This window comes from Agrobacterium sp. ST15.13.015, assembly GCF_027871645.1.
Classification (GTDB): Bacteria; Pseudomonadota; Alphaproteobacteria; order Rhizobiales; family Rhizobiaceae; genus Agrobacterium; species Agrobacterium leguminum.
The window spans coordinates 173,838-190,416 of the sequence record NZ_JAQAHF010000004.1; the positions used below are offsets into that span (position 1 = coordinate 173,838).

Consider the following 16,579-nt stretch of genomic DNA (forward strand, 5'->3'; position numbering starts at 1 on the left):
CGGCTGTCAATCTTTTTATGGAGTTTCGGATGGGCTCAGGGGCTGACGAGATTGTAGCGGTCGAATATTCGCTGCTGCGTTCCATCGGCGATCAGCCTGTCCAGCCGGGCCTGTAATTTCGCGATGACCTCGTCGGGCACGCTTTTGTTGCAGGCAAGCCCAAGCTGCTGCCGCGAGAGAGTTATCACTTCGCTGAACGTGTCGGCGGGCAGGCTTTTGAAGGTGCTTTCAGACATGGGCATCAGGTCGATGCGGCCGGCCTTGAGCTTGTGAAGCGTGATCTCGAAATCTGCGCCGACATCCACCTGCGGGAAACCGAGCTTTTCCAGAAGCGCTTCGGTGTAATCTCCACGCTGGGTTCCCACCCGATATTTCTTGGCTTCCTCAAGGCTGGAGGCTTCGATATTCGCGTTGCGGCGCGCCACGAGAATGTTGCGGTCGATATGGATCGGCGTGACCCATTTGAACTGTTTTTCCCGCTCCGGTGTTCTCGCGGCGGCGAAGACGCAGTGCATGGCCTGCGTTCTGGCCAGTGCGATCGCCCGCGCCCAGGGCATGACGGCGACCTCGTAACTGGTGCCGGTGTCTTCGAGCACGGTTCTGAGCTGTTCGAAATAGACACCCCGCACGCTGCCGTCGCTGGCCTGCAGATTATAGGGCGGATAGACCTCGGTGGTCAGGAAGAGCTTGGCCGCGCTGGCCGGAGCGGCGAGTGCAAGAAAGATCAGGCAAAAGCGGATCAATCCCATGGCTGCCCCCTGCCGGTTCATGCTTGCCGCGCAGCGGCGCGGTTTTGCCCGGACGCCGTGTCGAGTGAGGAGATAAGCCTTTCGACCGGCTGCGGACGCGCGAAGAAATAACCCTGCCCGAAATCCGCGCCTATATCGCTTAGAAGCGCCTTCTGTTCTTCCGTCTCGACGCCCTCGGCAATGACGGCGCAGTTCATCTTGTGCGAGATGGCCGCGATGCCTTCGACCAGCATGCGATTGCGCTGCCTGATGTCCATCCTGTCGTCGCAGATCGAGCGGGTGAAGGACTGGTCGATCTTGACGATATCGACCGGAAAACGGCTGAGATAGCTAAGCGAGGAATAACCCGTGCCGAAATCATCCAGCGCGATGCGGCAGCCGAGCTGGTGGATGGCATTGAGGATCGCCCGGACCTGCGGATCGTCCTTCATGATAACGGCTTCGGTGATCTCGATGACCAGCCGTCTGGGAAGAATGCCATGGCGGTGCAGAACGCCGGCGATGCGCGTCGGCAATCCCGGTTCGAATTGCAGGGGCGAGAAATTCACCGCCACATAGGTCTGTTCCATGCCCGGCAGGCGCGACAGCCGGGCGAGATTGGCGATCGACTGATCGAGAATGACATTGCCGATGCGGTGGATAGTGCCGTTTTCTTCCGCAAGGCTGACGATTGTGGCCGGGGAAAGCAGGCCCTTGTCCGGGTGGTTGAGACGCAGCAGCGCCTCGAAACCCGCCGTCTGGCCGGTGGCGAGGTCTTGAATCGGCTGGAAATAGGCCTCGAACCAGTCTTCGGAAAGCGCCTGCGCGATATCCCGTTCCAGCTCCGCATGTTCGCGCGCACGGTCCATGATCGAACTGTCGAAAACCTGCGAGCCGTTCTTGCCCGTGCGCTTGCGGGTATACATGGCCATGTCGGCATTCTGCAAAAGCTCGGAGGCGCTGGCGGCGTGCAGGGGATAGACCGCCATGCCGATGCTGGCGCTGAGGCGGATGCTGTTGCTTTCGATGTCGAAGGGCGTGTCGAGCATGGCGCAGATGCGCTCGCAGAATTGCAGGGCGCGCTCTTCCACCTTGTCACCGGCCAGAAGGATGGCGAATTCGTCGCCGCCCAGCCGCGATGCGCTGTCCAGCGGTGTCAGCAGCGGTTCGAGCTTCAACGTGAACTGTTTGAGAACGGCGTCGCCCGCAGCATGGCCGAGATTGTCGTTGATCGCCTTGAACCGGTCGAGGTCGATGAACAGACAGGCCAGCTCGCTGCCGTTGCGGTCCGCATCGCGGATTTGCAGGTCGAGAATGGCCTCGAAGCCCTGGCGGTTGAAAAGGCCGGTCAGGTGGTCGGAAATGGCCTGCTGGCGGTTGCGCTTTTCCGACTGGCGCAGTTCGGTCACGTCCGTCATGACGCAGAGGCAGGTGCTCTGATGGGCCGCATCGCCGGAATCAAGGGCCTTTTCGAGGATGAGCGCATCCATGACGCTGCCATCCATACAATGGAAGCGGACCGTAATGCCGCTATGTGAGGCATCGGGCAGGGGATGAGCCGTCTTGCGCTGCTGGAACAGAAGCCGGTCATCGGGATGGATGAGGTCGGCGAAATTCAGGCCGAGTATCCGCGTGCGGTCGTAACCGGTCGCTTGCACCCAATAGTCACTGACGGCGGCAATGCGGTCGTGCCTGTCGAGCGAAAACAGCATGGCGGGCGTGCGGTTGTAGATTTCCGTCTTGCGCTCATGCGCATTCTTGATCTCCAGCTCTTCCTTTTCGAGCTGGGTCTGCATTTCGTTGAAGCTTTTCGCCAGCCGGCCGATTTCGTCCTTCGAGCGCCAGTCGACGTGGTGGCGCGAGCCGAGACGCCGCGTCGCCTCGATGGCGGCCGCGAGCCGCATCAGCGGGCGGATGACCATGAAACGGTTGCCGGCGATGGCGGCAAGAACGATGGTGAGGACGGCGAGTATGAAAATCGTGATGAAGGCCAGTTCGGTGCGGCTCAAAGAGGTCAGAAGGCTGACATTGTCGTAATAGATCGTCAGTTGCCCGACCGTGACGGAGCCCTTCGTGGTCTTGTAGGTCACTTCGCGCGTCGTCGAGGCGGCATCCTGAATGATGTCGCTGTCGGCCGTCTGGACGATATCGAGCTGGCCGGAGGTATCCCTGACCTCGACCATCCTGATCACGGGGTCGGAAATGAGGGTGCCGGTAATCTGGTTTATGGTGTCGTCATCAAGGTCCCACAGGGGCCGGGCAAGCGCCTGCGCATTGGTCGACAGCAGAATCTCAAGGTGGTTACGCTGGCTGCGAATGGCTTCGTGGTAGGAGAGCGTCAGCAAAAGCGTGAAGAGCGGGGCGACCACTGTAAGAAGTGCGCCGGAAACAATCGCGATAAAGCGACTTTCGACGGAATGAGCCATGTTCGATTGCAGCTACCCTTTGCCCCAGACTTGCTGCGCCCGTTTCCTCCGCCCGGAGGGTTTTGCTAGGGTTTTCGGCAAAAGCCTGTTTTCCCACGCATTTCCTCAGCCCGGCCGGTGTTCCACGACAGCGCGAGGGTATCGTTTCATGGAAGTGTTAATCGACACTGAAACGGGTTGCGTATCAGGTGAGGATGGCAAGCTTTCTGGTTTTAAAGTTCATAAAAACTAAAAGGCCCGTTCCGAAAACGGAACGGGCCTCATTGTTCAAAGCTGTCGGCCTTGCGGTCGCCGATTATTCCTCGGAAGCTTCTTCGGTCGTTTCTTCTGCAACGCCAGCGGCCGGAGCAACGATCGTTGCGATCGTGAAGTCACGGTCGGCGATAACCGGCGTGATGTTCTTCGGCAGCTTCACATTCGAAATGTGGACGTTGTCGCCGATCTTCAGACCAGCGAGATCAACCGTGATGAATTCCGGAATGTCGTTGGCCGGGCAGTGGAATTCCACCGTGTGGCGAACGATGTTCAGAACGCCGCCGATCTTGATGTCCGACTTTTCTTCGTTGACGAAGTGAACCGGAACTTCGACGTTGACGAGCGTGTTGCCCGAAACGCGCAGGAAGTCGACGTGCATGGTGAAGTCGCGGACCGGATCAAGCTGGTAGTCCTTCGGGAGAACCTTGATCTTCTTGCCGTCGACGTCGATGGTCGCAACCGTCGTCATGAAACCGCCAGCGTGGATACGCTTGGTGACTTCGTTGGTCGAGAGCGCGATGGAAATGGGGGCCTGCTTGTCACCATAGATGACAGCGGGAATCAAACCGTTGCGGCGAAGTTCACGAGAGGACCCCTTACCAACTCGTTCGCGCGCCTCGGCCTTGAGCTCATACGATTCTTTGCTCATGGCAATTCCTTTCGAGGTTATATGGAGAGTTCACGCCGAACGAAGCGGCCTGAACCGGAGAGGCCAAAGGCCATCCCGCCCGCGTTGCCTCCAAGGGTGTCTACACGGGTGCGGGCGCTATAATACAAATGGTGCATAAAGACAAGAGCGGCCCGTTTTTGACGGGTGCCGCTTTGTAATTTTATTAGTTTTCACTAATTCACTCGTTTGTTGCAACCTTTAATATATGCTTATCCATGCACATAAACCGGGTGAAAACTTGGCGAATGATAAGGCTATGCAAAATTCCAATTGCGTAGATGACAATGCTCAAAGTTCTCCAGTGCCTCACCATCGATCACGACTATCGATACACCGCCGCAGCGGTCTTCGTCTGTATGCTGGGCAGTTTCGTGTCGATGCGCCTTTTTTCGAAAGCACGTCTGGCGACGGGCGTGCAGAAGGTCAACTGGCTGTTTCTGGCGGGCGTTAATGGCGGGGCGGCGATATGGACCACCCATTTCGTGGCGATGCTGGGCTATGTCGCAGCGGGCGATGTGGGATACGATCCCTATCTCACCGGGCTGTCGCTTCTGATCGCCATTACCACGACGACTGCCGGTTTCGGCATTTCCGCCTATGGCGGGCGCAGCGTGCTGGTGGAAGCCGGCGGAGTCGTCCTCGGCCTCGGCATTGCGGCGATGCATTACACGGGCATGGCCGCCTATAATGTTCAAGGCATGATTTTCTGGGACCGGGCCTATGTCGTCGCCTCGCTGATATTGGGGGCGGTGCTGGGCGCCATTGCGGTCAATCGCATTTCCCGGCCCCTCAACCGTTTCTGCCAGTATAGCGCGGTGGCGTTTCTCATCCTGGCCATCGCCTCGATGCATTATACCGGCATGGCGTCGATGTCCTTCGCCTTCGACCCGCGCATCGTCATTCCGGAAAACCTGCTGCCGCCGGCCATCATGGGCGGAGGCGCCATTGCGGTGACGCTTCTGCTTCTGGCGCTCGGGCTTTCCACTTATGTCATCGATGCGCAGTCCACCCAGCAGGCGGTTGCCCGCTATCGCCATCTTTCGTTGCACGATCCGCTGACGGGCATTCCCAACCGGGCGGCATTCATCGAACATCTCAATCGCCGCACACGCCATGTCTCGATGGGGGCGCATACGGCGCTTCTGTCCATCGATCTCGACCGTTTCAAGGAAATCAATGACGTGCATGGCCATGCGGCAGGCGACGCCGTGTTGCGCGCCATCGCCGACCGCGCGAGTTCCGTGCTGAAGACCGGAGAGTTTCTGGCCCGCATGGGCGGCGATGAATTCGTGGCGATGACCCATTCCTATTACACCCGCGCCGACGGCGCGGAATTCGCCCAGCGATTGATCGAGCAGATCAGCAAGCCGGTGGAATGGAACGGACAGACATTTTCGGTCGGCGCAAGCGTCGGCATATCGGTTCGCAATACCGGCTCCATCGATGCCGATACGCTGATGGCCCAGGCGGATGTCGCCATGTACCGGGCAAAAAGCGGCAGTTCCGATACGATCTGCTTTTACGACAAATCCATGGACGAGGCCGCGCGTGAGCGCAACGTGCTGGCCGTCGCCATGCGCAGCGGCCTCGCCAACAACGAGTTCGAGCTTTATTACCAGCAGCAGAACGACACCAAAAGCGGCAGCATCGTCGGTTTCGAAGCGCTTTTGCGCTGGAACCATCCCGAACGGGGCATGGTTTCGCCGACCGAATTCATTCCGATCGCCGAACAGACCGGCTTTATCGTCGAACTGGGCGAATGGGTTCTGAGAGAAGCCTGCGCGCAGGCTGCGCGGTGGAAAAAGTCACTCGCCATTGCCGTTAACGTCGCGCCGCAGCAGCTTGCGGATAATGATTTCCCCGACAAGGTTGAGAGAATTCTTGCCGAAACGGGACTTGCGCCGGAAAGGCTCGAGCTGGAAATTACCGAAGGCAGCATCATCGCCGACCACCGCCACGCGCTCGTCACCATCCGCAAACTCAAGTCGCTCGGCGTCAAGATCGCCATGGATGACTACGGCACGGGCTATTCCTCGCTTTCGACGCTGCAGAGCTTCCCCTTCGACAAGATCAAGATCGACCGGGCCTTCATCGATGGCCTGTCGACCAACGTGCAGTCGGAGGCGATCGTTCGCTCGACGCTCATTCTGGCGCACAGCCTCAATATTCCGGTGCTTGCGGAAGGAGTCGAAACCAAGGCCCATATCGAGTTCCTGCGGCGTGAAGGTTGCCTGCAGGTGCAGGGCTTCTTTTTCGGCAAGCCCGGTCCGCTGACCTCCATCGCCAATCTCGTGGACGATACGTTCCTTTCGGCCGAGGATGAAACGGACGTTACCGCCGGCCGGCGTTATTTCAAGGCGGTCCGATAGTCCGGCGGCACCTGCGGCTGCGCCCGGCAAGGCCGGTCGCGAAATTTTTTGTTGAAACATGGCCGCTTCCAGCGCACCATCGCCGAAAAGCTTTGGGAGGAGCGTATGCCGACAGACATCGCCCATGCGGAACGCGTGTATGAAACCGCGCGCCATCGTTCCGCAGCCGCAAGTTCTCCGATTGTCGCCTCCTGGCGTCGCTGCATGGTCAAACATCATCTTGCACCGGAGGAAAACCGCAAGCCGATCTTTCTCAGCGAGTATGAGTTCCGCCGCGCCCGCGAAAGTGCGGCCGGCCTGATTGCCGAAAGCACGGATGAACTCGACCGCATTTTCCAAAGCGTCGGCAGATCCGGCTGCTGCCTGCTTTTGACCGACGCGCAGGGCGTTGCGCTGGAGCGGCGCGGCGCTTCGGGCGATGACCGTGATTTCCGTGCGCTTGGCCTCTGGTCCGGGGCGGTCTGGAGCGAAGAAAGCGTGGGCACCAACGGTATCGGCACGGCGCTGGTGGATGAGCGCTCGGTGGTGGTCTACCGCGATCAGCATTTCTTCACGTCGAATACCGAACTCTGCTGCACCACGGCTCCCATCCGCGATCATACCGGCCGGGTGACCGGCGCGCTCGATATTTCCACCTGCCGCGACGACATCAACGAGATGACTTTCTCCTTCGTCACCCAGGCGGTGAAGGATGCGGCGCAGCGTATCGAGGGCAATCTTTTCCGCCGCGCCTTTCCGGGTGCGCGCATCGTCGTCGTGCCGAGCGGGTTCGGAGCGGCGCTGTCGCTGCTCGCCGTAGATCAGGACGATCTCGTGCTGGGCGCGACCCGTGCCGCACGCCTTGCGTTGAAGCTGGACGATGCCCGCATCGCGCAGGGACTGCCCGCCGCCGATGTTCTTCAGGAGCAACGCCACGATGGCGGTTCCGATCTTGCGGAAGCGGAGCGCTCGGCGTTGCGGCGCGTGTTGTCGCGCACCAACGGCAATGTCACGCAGGCCGCGTCCTTGCTCGGCATCAGCCGGGCCACGCTTCATCGCAAGATGAAGAAATTCGACGTTCATTGACGTCCTTGTGGTTGCGATCCGGCCGATCGCGCCGGATCAACGCGGCTTTGTCGCAGATGTGAGACAATGTGCGCTGCGGAACCGCGTCGCCCCTCTACCGAACCGCGCCATCTAGGCCCACCTTCCTCCCATGCGGTCCGCTGCGGATCGTTTTCATCAGGGAGGATGAAATCATGAACATTCAGGTTCAGCAGAAAGCGGGCGAAGCGCCCTTCAAGCTGAAATACGGCAATTACATCGGCGGCAAATGGGTGGAGCCGAAATCCGGCCGCTACATGGACAATCTCTCGCCGGTGACCGGCCACAAGATCTGCGAAGTGCCGCGTTCGGACGCATCCGACATCGAGTTCGCGCTGGATGCCGCCCACAAGGCCCGCGACAAATGGGGCAAGACGAGCGTGACGGAGCGCTCCAACATCCTGCTCAAGATCGCCCAGCGGATCGAGGACAATCTCGATCTCATCGCCCGTGCCGAAACCTGGGATAACGGCAAGCCGCTGCGCGAAACCACCAATGCGGATATTCCGCTCGCCATCGACCATTTCCGTTATTTCGCGGGCTGCATCCGCGCCCAGGAAGGCACGATCGGCGAAATCGACAACGATACGGTCGCCTATCACTTCCATGAGCCGCTCGGCGTGGTCGGCCAGATCATTCCGTGGAACTTCCCGATCCTGATGGCTGCGTGGAAGCTTGCACCGGCGCTTGCCGCCGGCAATTGCGTGGTGCTGAAGCCGGCGGAACAGACACCGGCCTCGATTCTCATCGTCATGGAACTGATCGAAGACCTGCTGCCGCCCGGCGTCCTCAACATCGTCAACGGCACGGGCCTCGAAGCCGGCAAGCCGCTGGCGCAGAGCAACCGCATCGCCAAGATCGCCTTTACCGGCTCCACCTCGGTCGGCAAGGAAATCATGCGTTATGCGGCCGACAACGTCACCAACATCACGCTGGAGCTGGGCGGCAAGTCGCCGAACATCTTTTTCGCCGATGTGATGAACGAGGACGATGCCTTCCTCGACAAGGCGCTCGAAGGTTTCGCCTTCTTCGCGCTTAATCAGGGTGAGGTCTGCACATGCCCCTCGCGTGCGCTGGTGCATGAATCGATCTATGACCGCTTCATGGAAAAGGCGATCAAGCGCGTTCAGGCGATCAGCCAGGACGATCCGCTCAATCCGTCGACCATGCTGGGCGCGCAGGCCTCGCAGGAACAGTTCGACAAGATCATGGGCTATCTGGAGATCGGCAAGAAGGAAGGCGCCAAGGTTCTGACCGGCGGCGACCGCAAGACGCTGACGGGCGATCTGAAGGATGGCTATTACATCCAGCCGACCGTCTTCGAAGGCAACAACAAGATGCGGATTTTCCAGGAGGAAATCTTCGGCCCGGTCGTTTCCGTCACCACCTTCAAGACGTTGGAAGAGGCGCTCGAAATCGCCAATGACACGGTTTACGGTCTGGGCGCAGGCGTCTGGAGCCGCGATACCAACATTGCCTATCGGGCCGGCCGGGGCATCGAAGCGGGCCGCGTATGGACGAATTGCTATCACGTCTATCCGGCGGGCGCTGCCTTTGGCGGCTACAAGCAGTCGGGCATCGGTCGCGAGACCCACAAGATGATGCTCGATCATTACCAGCAGACCAAGAACCTGCTCGTGTCCTACAGCCCGAACAAGGTCGGTTTCTTCTGAGGTCCTCCCCGGAAGCCGGCGAGGGGCTGTGGTGCCAGATCGCCGGCGTGTTCCCAGGGGCTTCGGCCCCTGGGAGCCCGGCTTCAAACAGAAAGGCCGGAGGTTTCGCCTCCGGCCTTTTTTCGTTGCGGTTTATGCCGCGTAACGCTGGTCCCGTTGGCGGAGGCCGCCGACCGAGAACTGCCCCACCTGTTCGGTCAGGCCGTCCGCCTCGCTGGATAGCGAGAAAGCGGCGGCCGTCGTTTCCTCCACCATGGCCGCGTTCTGCTGCGTTACATGGTCGAGTTCGTTGACGGAGGCATTGATTTCGCTGAGGCGGCCGGACTGTTCGCGTGATGCGGTGGCGATCTCGCCGATCTGGTCGTTGACTGACTGGATGCGTTTCTGGATCTGCTCGAGGCTTTCACCCGTCTTCAGCACCAGCGCCACGCCGCTTTCCACATCGCCCGCCGAGGTGGCGATCAGCGTCGTGATGTCCCGGGCGGCAGCTGCCGATTTCTGGGCAAGCTCGCGAACTTCCTGTGCCACAACGGCAAAGCCCTTGCCGGCTTCGCCGGCGCGGGCGGCTTCCACACCGGCATTCAGCGCCAGCAGATTGGTCTGGAAGGCGATCTGGTCGATGACATCGATGATCTGGCGGATCTTGGCCGACGAGGTCTCGATGCGTTCCATCGCCACGATCGCTTCTTTAACGACAGCCGTGGACTTGTGCGCATCTTGCATCGTGCCCGCCGTCGCCTCGACGGCGACATTGCAGCGCGACAGCGAGAGATTGACGGCCTGCGTCATGTCTCCGAGTGCCGCTGCCGCTTCCTCAAGGGCTGCGGCCTGGCGTTCGGTGCGACGCGACAGGTCTTCCGATGCGCTTTTCAGTTCGCCGGAGCCGGAGCGGATGGCATTGGCGCTTTCGCCGATGTTGGAGATGGTCGCTTCCAGGCCTGCCATGGAGTTGTTGAAGTCGATGCGCAGATGATCGAGCGACGGCACGAAGGATTTGTCGATGCGGAGATCGAGCCTGCCGGCCGCGAGATTGGCAAGACCGGTGGCAAGTGCTTCGACAGCCTCTTCCAGTTCTTTCGCGCTTCTTGCCTTTTCCATTTCCCGCTGGGCGCGTTCTTCGTCCAGTTCTTCGCTCTTGCGATGGGATTCGGCTTCCATGCGCTGCTTGTCCAGAATGCCCTGACGGAAGGACTCCAGCGCGCGCGCCATGGTGCCGATCTCGTCGCCACGGGAAACGGCCTTGATCTCAATGTTGTTTTCACCGCCGTTCAGGCGCTCCATCAGCCCCGCAAGGCCGGTCAGCGGCTTGGTCAGGCTCGCGGAAACGAAAATGCCGATCAGCGTCATGATCGCAAGCACGGCCAGCGTCGCAACCGTTGCCCAGAAGGCGAGATCGTTGGCGGCGGCGAGAACCTTGCTTTCCTGCTGGCCGATGGCCAAAAGATGTTTCTGGCCGAAGACGGAGACCGGACGATAGGCATAGAAGATGTTGCCCGCAGGTGTCTGCGCCATCACCGTTCCGGCGTTGTTTGCGTTGGAAAGGGCGGCGAGGCTTTCGGAAACCGCAGCGTCAGCACCGCCCGACAGTACGCCGGCCCGACGTTTGCCGTCGGCGCTCAGGAGAACGGCGTCATCGATGGTCTTGCCGGTTTCCTCGGGCGTCACCACCGCGCCGATGCGATCAGCGGCGATGCGCATGATGACGGCGCCCTTGCGCTGGAGCTGGCCCCAGTTGGAGACGGCGAGCGGCATGCCGATCATGGCCGAATCATTTTCGCCGCCAGTGAAACCTGTGGTGCTGACCACGCCGTCCTTGCCGGCTTCGATGCGGTCGAACAGGTCCTTGATCGCGGCGTTCTGCGGTTCCGTCACGCTGGTGAGGAAGTTCTTCCCCTTGGTCACGGTGTAAATAATGAGGCCGGTCTTGTCGATCACATAGATGTCGCTGACACGGGTGTTGCGCCAGACGCTGGCGATGGCGGCGTTGATGGTGGCGTGGCGAATGGCGTAAAGCAGTCGCAGGCCTTCGCCGTTGAAAGAGGCGCGCTCCTCTTCGGAGACGCCCTCGCGCCGGAAAGCCTGGATGATCGCATCCCTTTCCGTCGGCACGACGGTGGTCATCGTTTCCAGCGCCTGTGCGACCGCGGCGTTCTGCGACAGTTCGGAAATGCTCTGTTCGACGCGCAAAGTATAGGCATCAAGCTGCTTGGACTGGTTGCCTGCAACCGTTTCGAGCCTGATTTCGCTGGCGTCGATCAGTCCCGACTTTCCCATCTCATAGGACAACAGCCCCACGGAAAGACATGAAACCAGCGTTGCGCCCGTGACGAGCGCTGCGAATTTGGCCTTTATCGACAATGATTTAGCTTTGACAGCAGTCGGACTTACACCCGGCATCCTGTTTCCTCCCCCCAAAAAACGTGGCCATACCGTGGCAAAAATTGTTTACGGCCGCGTTAAAAGTGCTGGGAATTGTACGATTGTTTCCCGCATGCCGTGAAAAAATAGCCGGCCGCCACTGACGCGTTTCCCGTAATAAAACTGCAATAGAACGGGCGCATATCGAGTGAAGTTCAACGGCTGTTCATGTTCATGCAAGCTTTCCGCGCTCCTTCTCTCGCCACTATCAATGATGTCTGCGGACTGAGTGCGGACGGATATGACGGAGCCAGCGTGAAACCGAGGCCGGATTTCGCCGTTGTCGTGCCCATGCACAATGAGCAAGCGAGTGTGGAAACGCTCGTGGCGGAGATTTTTGCCGCCTGCCAGCCCGTCGGCGCCTTCGAGATCGTGGTGGTGGACGACGCATCTTCCGACGGCACGGTCGATGCGGTGCTTGCGCTTGGCGATCGTTACCCGATGCTGCGGCTCGTCCGGCATGATCGTCAGGGCGGACAGTCTGCGGCGATCCACAGCGGTGTGCAGGCGGCGCATGCGCCTGTCATCTGCATGCTGGATGGAGACGGGCAGAACCCGCCGGACAATCTGCCGGCTCTTCTCGCGCCGCTTCTCTCCGCAGGCGCTCCCAGCCGGCTCGGTCTTGTGGCCGGCCAGCGTGTCGGTCGGCGCGATACGCTTGGGAAACGTCTTTCCTCCCGCTTCGCCAATGGGCTTCGGGCGCGGATCTTAAAGGACGGCACGCGCGACACCGGCTGCGGCCTCAAGGCCTTCCGCCGCGACGCCTATCTCGCCTTGCCCTATTTCGATCATCACCACCGCTATTTCCCGGCGCTGTTCAATCGCGACGGCTGGCAGGTCACCCATGTCGACGTCACGCACCGGGCGCGGCTGCACGGGAACTCCCATTACACCAATATCGGCCGCGCGCTTGTCGGCATCCACGACCTGATCGGCGTCGCCTGGCTGCTGCGCCGGCGAAAGCGCTCAAGCTGGGCTGAAACTTTCAAAACGGAGACATCGCCGTGAATGCACCGGCTTTATGGTCCATGCTGCATGTGAACAGCTGGAAGGAATTTCTGTGGGTCTGCACCGGCTTCATGGGCCAGATGCTGTTTACCATGCGTTTTCTGGTTCAATGGATTTCTTCGGAACGGGCGAACCGCTCGGTCATTCCGGTGGCCTTCTGGTATTTTTCCGTTCTCGGCGGTCTGGTGCTGCTTTCCTACGCCATCTGGCGGCGCGATCCGGTCTTTATTCTGGGTCAGGCGTCCGGCCTTTTCATCTATGCCCGAAATCTCTGGTTGATTCATGCCGAACGCCGCCAGCATGCATGAGGCGGCGACCCTGCCTTACGAGCAGGCAGGCGATGAGCGCCGGTGGCTGACATTTGCATTCGCGGCGATCGTCCTCGTAACCGCGCTGCGCGTCGTTGGGCTGGCCTTCAACCGCACCGACCTTTTCGTCGATGAGGCGCAATATTGGCTATGGGGCAGGGAGATGGCGCTCGGCGCCTATTCCAAGCCGCCCCTGATCGGCTGGCTCATTCGCGCGGCAACCGTTCTGGGTGGCGGCGAGGGCACGTTTCAGGTTCGGCTGGCCGCGCCCGTGGTGCATGGCGTCGCGGCGGCGGCCATTCTTGCGCTCGGCCGCATGATCTATGATGTCAGGCTGGCATCCCTGGCCGCCCTTATCTATCTGACCTTGCCGGCCGTAACGCTCGGCAGCCTCCTGATCTCGACCGATACGCCGATGATGCTGTTCATCGTGCTGACGATGATCTCCGTGCGGAAGCTTGCGCTCGCCCGCAGCGAGGGCAGGGCGGCGCTAGGCTGGAGCATCGCCCTCGGTCTCTGCTTCGGCCTCGGGCTGATTTCGAAATATGCGATGATCTATTTTCTGCCCTGCTTCATCGCCGCCGGCTGGCTTTGTGACGCATGGCGCATCCGGTTGCGTGACGCGGTCATTGCTGCGCTGGTCTGCGCTGCCGTCATCGCGCCCAATCTGTGGTGGAACGCGGCGCATGATTTCATGACCGCACGCCATACGGCGGATAATGCGAACTGGCATGGCGTCCAGCTGAAGATCGGTTCCGCGCTGGAATTCTTCTTCTCCCAGGCGGGTGTGGTCGGACCATTCGTTTTCGTCGGCATGATCGTTGCAACAATTCGTGCGAAAAATGCCGAAACCCGGGCGCTGGTCGCTCTTTCGGTGCCGATCATTCTTCTGATTACCGCGCAGGGTTTGATGTCACGGGCGCTCGCCAACTGGGCGGTCGGGGCCTATGCGGCCGGCGTGCTGCTGGCGGTGCCGGTCCTGGCGTCGCGGCGTTGGCTTACCGTGTCCACGCTTGTACTTGGTAGCATCGTGGCCATCGCGCTGCCGCTGATGACCATTGCTGGAACGCAATTGCGCCTGCCGAAAGGTGAACTGGCGATGGCGCGGTATCTCGGGCGCGCCGAGCTGGTGTCGACCGGTCTGTTACGGGCGCGCGAGGCGGGTGCCGACGCCATCGTCGCTACCGACCGTTCGATACTTGCCGAGCTTTTTTATCAGCTTCGGGATGAGAAACAGGTGATGACGCGCGCGCTGCCCGAGACCGGCGTGCCTTCCAGTCACTATGCGCTTCTTTACCCGCTGAAACCGGGCGAGGCGAAAAATCCCCTGTTCCTGGCAAGTGCGGATGGCCTGCCGGCCTGCCTTGCCGGCGAGGCGCCGGTCGCCCGCTGGACCGCCGGGCCGGGTTTCCTTGAGGGCAGGGAAATCGGACTCTGGCGCCTGCTGCCGCGATGCATGCCGGAGGGCAGCAATGGACAATGATCTTTCGCATATGCGGATCACGATCTGGGTGACACTCGCGACATTGGCGCTCGTCATCCTGTTCGCGACCTTTCCCTCCATCGATCTGAGATTCTCCGCCCTGTTTTTCTCGCCCGTCGAGCAGCCATGGTCCGGCCGTGAGCCGTTTCCCGAATGGTTGCGGGATACGCTGCGCGAAGGTACGGAGCTTGCCACCCTTCTGGCGTTCACGATCCTTGTCGGCAATCTTCGGCTGGGCACGCTGCAGAGAACCGGCTGGCGGGTCTGGGCCTTTCTGTGCGGGCCGGTGATCCTGTGCGCCGGGCTTCTCGTCAATGGAGTACTCAAGGCGACCATCGGTCGCGCGCGCCCGTTCAGCGTCACCGAATTCGGCGGGCAGCAGCTTTTCACGCCGCCTTTTCAGTACAGTGCGCAATGTTATTCGAACTGCTCGTTTTCTTCCGGCGAAACCGCGCTGATCGCCAGTTTTTTCCTGCCGCTCTGCGTGCTCGTCTGGCCCCGGCTGCAACGGCGCGGACGGTTGGTGATGGGAGGCATCGCCGCCGGCATGATCGTCCTCATGTCCGGCTTGCGCATCGCGGCCGGCGGGCATTTCCTCAGCGATGTGGTGATGTCCATCCTGTTTTCCGCCCTCACAACCCTGTTTCTCTACCGGGCGCTGGTGATCGGACGTCATCGCCATCTGTTTACCGGCGATGCGGTCACAGCCGATACGGTCAGCATCTGGCGTAACGGTCGCCATGCTGTCCTGACCCGGGTTCGGCGCTGGTGGCCGAAAATCAAGGCCGCAGCCTCACGTCTGCAACGGCCGCCGGATGCGGGTGCGGCATCGTCTTAAGGGGAACTTCGGAGTTCGCTTCAATGAGGTGAATGACGAAGCGCGCCAGACACTCCTGCGTCATCCTCGGGTCTCCGAGGATCTGCGACCTGTTGATTTCATTCAACATGGCTGGATCCTCGGCGCAGGGCCGAGGACGACGTCGAGGCAACCAGCGATTTCAACATGGAACGCAAACTGCCCGGAAATCCGTAGAACGGTTGTCGAGGTTTGCCGCAGCTGCTCAGTCGAACAGGCCGGAAACCGACTGTTCCTGTGCGGTGCGGTTGATCGCTTCGCCGAGCAGGCCTGCGGTGCTGACCACGCGGATATTATGCGCGGACTGGACACCGGTGGTCGGCTGGATGCTGTCAGTGATGACGAGTTCGCGCAGCTTCGAGGAAGCAACACGGGCAACCGCGCCGCCGGAAAGCACGCCGTGGGTGATATAGGCGGTAACGCTGGTGGCGCCCTTTTTCAGCAGCGCTTCAGCGGCGTTGCAGAGCGTGCCGCCGGAATCGACGATGTCGTCGATGAGGATGCAGTCCTTGCCGGAGACATCGCCGATGACGTTCATGACTTCGGATTCGCCCGGACGGTCACGACGCTTGTCGACGATGGCCAGAAGACAGTCCAGACGCTTGGCGAGTGCACGGGCGCGAACCACGCCGCCAACATCGGGCGAAACCACCATGACATTGTTGGTGTCGTAATGGTCCTTCACGTCGCGGGCGAGAATGGGCGCTGCGAAGAGATTGTCGGTGGGGATATCGAAGAAGCCCTGGATCTGGCCGGCATGGAGATCGAGGGTGAGAACGCGGTCGGCGCCGGCTTCGGTGATCAGATTGGCGACGAGCTTGGCGGAAATCGGGGTGCGGGGGCCGGCCTTGCGGTCCTGGCGGGCGTAACCGAAATAGGGAAGCACCGCGGTAATACGCTTGGCAGAGGAGCGGCGCATGGCGTCGATCATGATGAGCAGCTCCATCAGATGATCATTTGCCGGGAAGGAGGTGGACTGGACGATGAAAACGTCTTCGCCGCGCACGTTCTCGCTGATTTCTACGAATATTTCCTGGTCAGCAAACCGCTTTACAGTGGCATTTCCGAGAGGAACATTAAGATACTTGCAGATCGCTTCGGCAAGGTGCCGGTTCGAATTGCCTGCGAAAACCTTCATTGCGGCCGCCTGTTTCCATGCCATCGCCTTGCATCACGGGGCTCAATCCACCGTAACCAAGCGTCGTTCAAGGGGAGGAACATCCGGCTGAAAAGCCTTTGCCGGATACGCCTTGTTGCCATGCGCGCCTTAATAGCGCTGTTGCTTCCGATTGCAAGAGGACT

General features: G+C 60.5%; 12 protein-coding genes. 7 read left to right on the forward strand and 5 right to left on the reverse strand.

Annotation, left to right across the window (positions count from 1 at the left end; translation table 11 throughout):
* Positions 1–35: 35 nt before the first annotated feature.
* The 3 genes from PIB16_RS08070 to PIB16_RS08080 all read right to left on the reverse strand — a co-directional run bounded on the left by PIB16_RS08070 (position 36) and on the right by PIB16_RS08080 (position 4,058).
* Positions 36–749: a substrate-binding periplasmic protein gene (locus PIB16_RS08070; protein WP_125145538.1), complete on the reverse strand. Its 714-nt coding sequence runs from the start codon at positions 747–749 to the stop codon at positions 36–38.
* Positions 750–766: 17 nt separating this feature from the next.
* Positions 767–3,154, reverse strand: a complete 2,388-nt coding sequence (locus PIB16_RS08075) for a putative bifunctional diguanylate cyclase/phosphodiesterase (RefSeq protein WP_271045372.1) — start codon at positions 3,152–3,154, stop codon at positions 767–769.
* A 295-nt stretch (positions 3,155–3,449) separates the two neighbouring features.
* On the reverse strand, positions 3,450–4,058 hold the full coding sequence (locus PIB16_RS08080; RefSeq protein WP_065655715.1) for a 50S ribosomal protein L25/general stress protein Ctc: 609 nt from the start codon (positions 4,056–4,058) through the stop codon (positions 3,450–3,452).
* 305 nt (positions 4,059–4,363) lie between these two features.
* On the opposite strand from PIB16_RS08080, the gene PIB16_RS08085 reads away from it, so the two are divergent.
* From PIB16_RS08085 to adh, 3 genes are all read left to right on the forward strand, one after another.
* Positions 4,364–6,448, forward strand: coding sequence for a putative bifunctional diguanylate cyclase/phosphodiesterase (locus PIB16_RS08085; protein ID WP_271045373.1), 2,085 nt, complete (start codon positions 4,364–4,366; stop codon positions 6,446–6,448).
* Between the two features lie 105 nt (positions 6,449–6,553).
* Positions 6,554–7,513, forward strand: a complete 960-nt coding sequence (locus PIB16_RS08090) for a helix-turn-helix domain-containing protein (protein WP_065655946.1) — start codon at positions 6,554–6,556, stop codon at positions 7,511–7,513.
* Positions 7,514–7,686: 173 nt separating this feature from the next.
* The gene (adh, locus tag PIB16_RS08095; RefSeq protein ID WP_065655717.1) at positions 7,687–9,204 is read left to right on the forward strand and encodes an aldehyde dehydrogenase; all 1,518 of its coding nucleotides are present in this window, start codon (positions 7,687–7,689) and stop codon (positions 9,202–9,204) included.
* Positions 9,205–9,336: 132 nt separating this feature from the next.
* Here the strand turns inward: adh and PIB16_RS08100 are convergent, their stop codons facing one another.
* Positions 9,337–11,601 carry a methyl-accepting chemotaxis protein gene (locus PIB16_RS08100; RefSeq protein ID WP_271045374.1) on the reverse strand — a complete coding sequence of 755 codons (2,265 nt, stop codon included), beginning with the start codon at positions 11,599–11,601 and terminating at the stop codon, positions 9,337–9,339.
* Positions 11,602–11,790: 189 nt separating this feature from the next.
* On the opposite strand from PIB16_RS08100, the gene PIB16_RS08105 reads away from it, so the two are divergent.
* From PIB16_RS08105 to PIB16_RS08120, 4 genes are read left to right on the forward strand one after another with little or no spacing between them, the layout of a single operon-like run.
* On the forward strand, positions 11,791–12,630 hold the full coding sequence (locus PIB16_RS08105; RefSeq protein ID WP_271045375.1) for a glycosyltransferase family 2 protein: 840 nt from the start codon (positions 11,791–11,793) through the stop codon (positions 12,628–12,630).
* Positions 12,631–12,650: 20 nt separating this feature from the next.
* The gene (locus tag PIB16_RS08110) at positions 12,651–12,938 is read left to right on the forward strand and encodes a lipid-A-disaccharide synthase N-terminal domain-containing protein (RefSeq protein WP_031233742.1); all 288 of its coding nucleotides are present in this window, start codon (positions 12,651–12,653) and stop codon (positions 12,936–12,938) included.
* The gene (locus PIB16_RS08115; protein ID WP_271045376.1) at positions 12,913–14,421 is read left to right on the forward strand and encodes an ArnT family glycosyltransferase; all 1,509 of its coding nucleotides are present in this window, start codon (positions 12,913–12,915) and stop codon (positions 14,419–14,421) included. Before PIB16_RS08110 ends, PIB16_RS08115 begins: the two co-directional genes overlap by 26 nt.
* Entirely contained in the window at positions 14,411–15,259 is an 849-nt protein-coding gene (locus PIB16_RS08120) for a phosphatase PAP2 family protein (RefSeq protein ID WP_078051794.1), read from the forward strand. The genes PIB16_RS08115 and PIB16_RS08120 overlap by 11 nt, the downstream gene beginning before the upstream one ends.
* 223 nt (positions 15,260–15,482) lie before the next feature.
* On the opposite strand, the gene PIB16_RS08125 is transcribed toward PIB16_RS08120, so the two are convergent.
* Positions 15,483–16,415, reverse strand: a complete 933-nt coding sequence (locus PIB16_RS08125; RefSeq protein ID WP_003522877.1) for a ribose-phosphate pyrophosphokinase — start codon at positions 16,413–16,415, stop codon at positions 15,483–15,485.
* Positions 16,416–16,579: the final 164 nt, after the last annotated feature.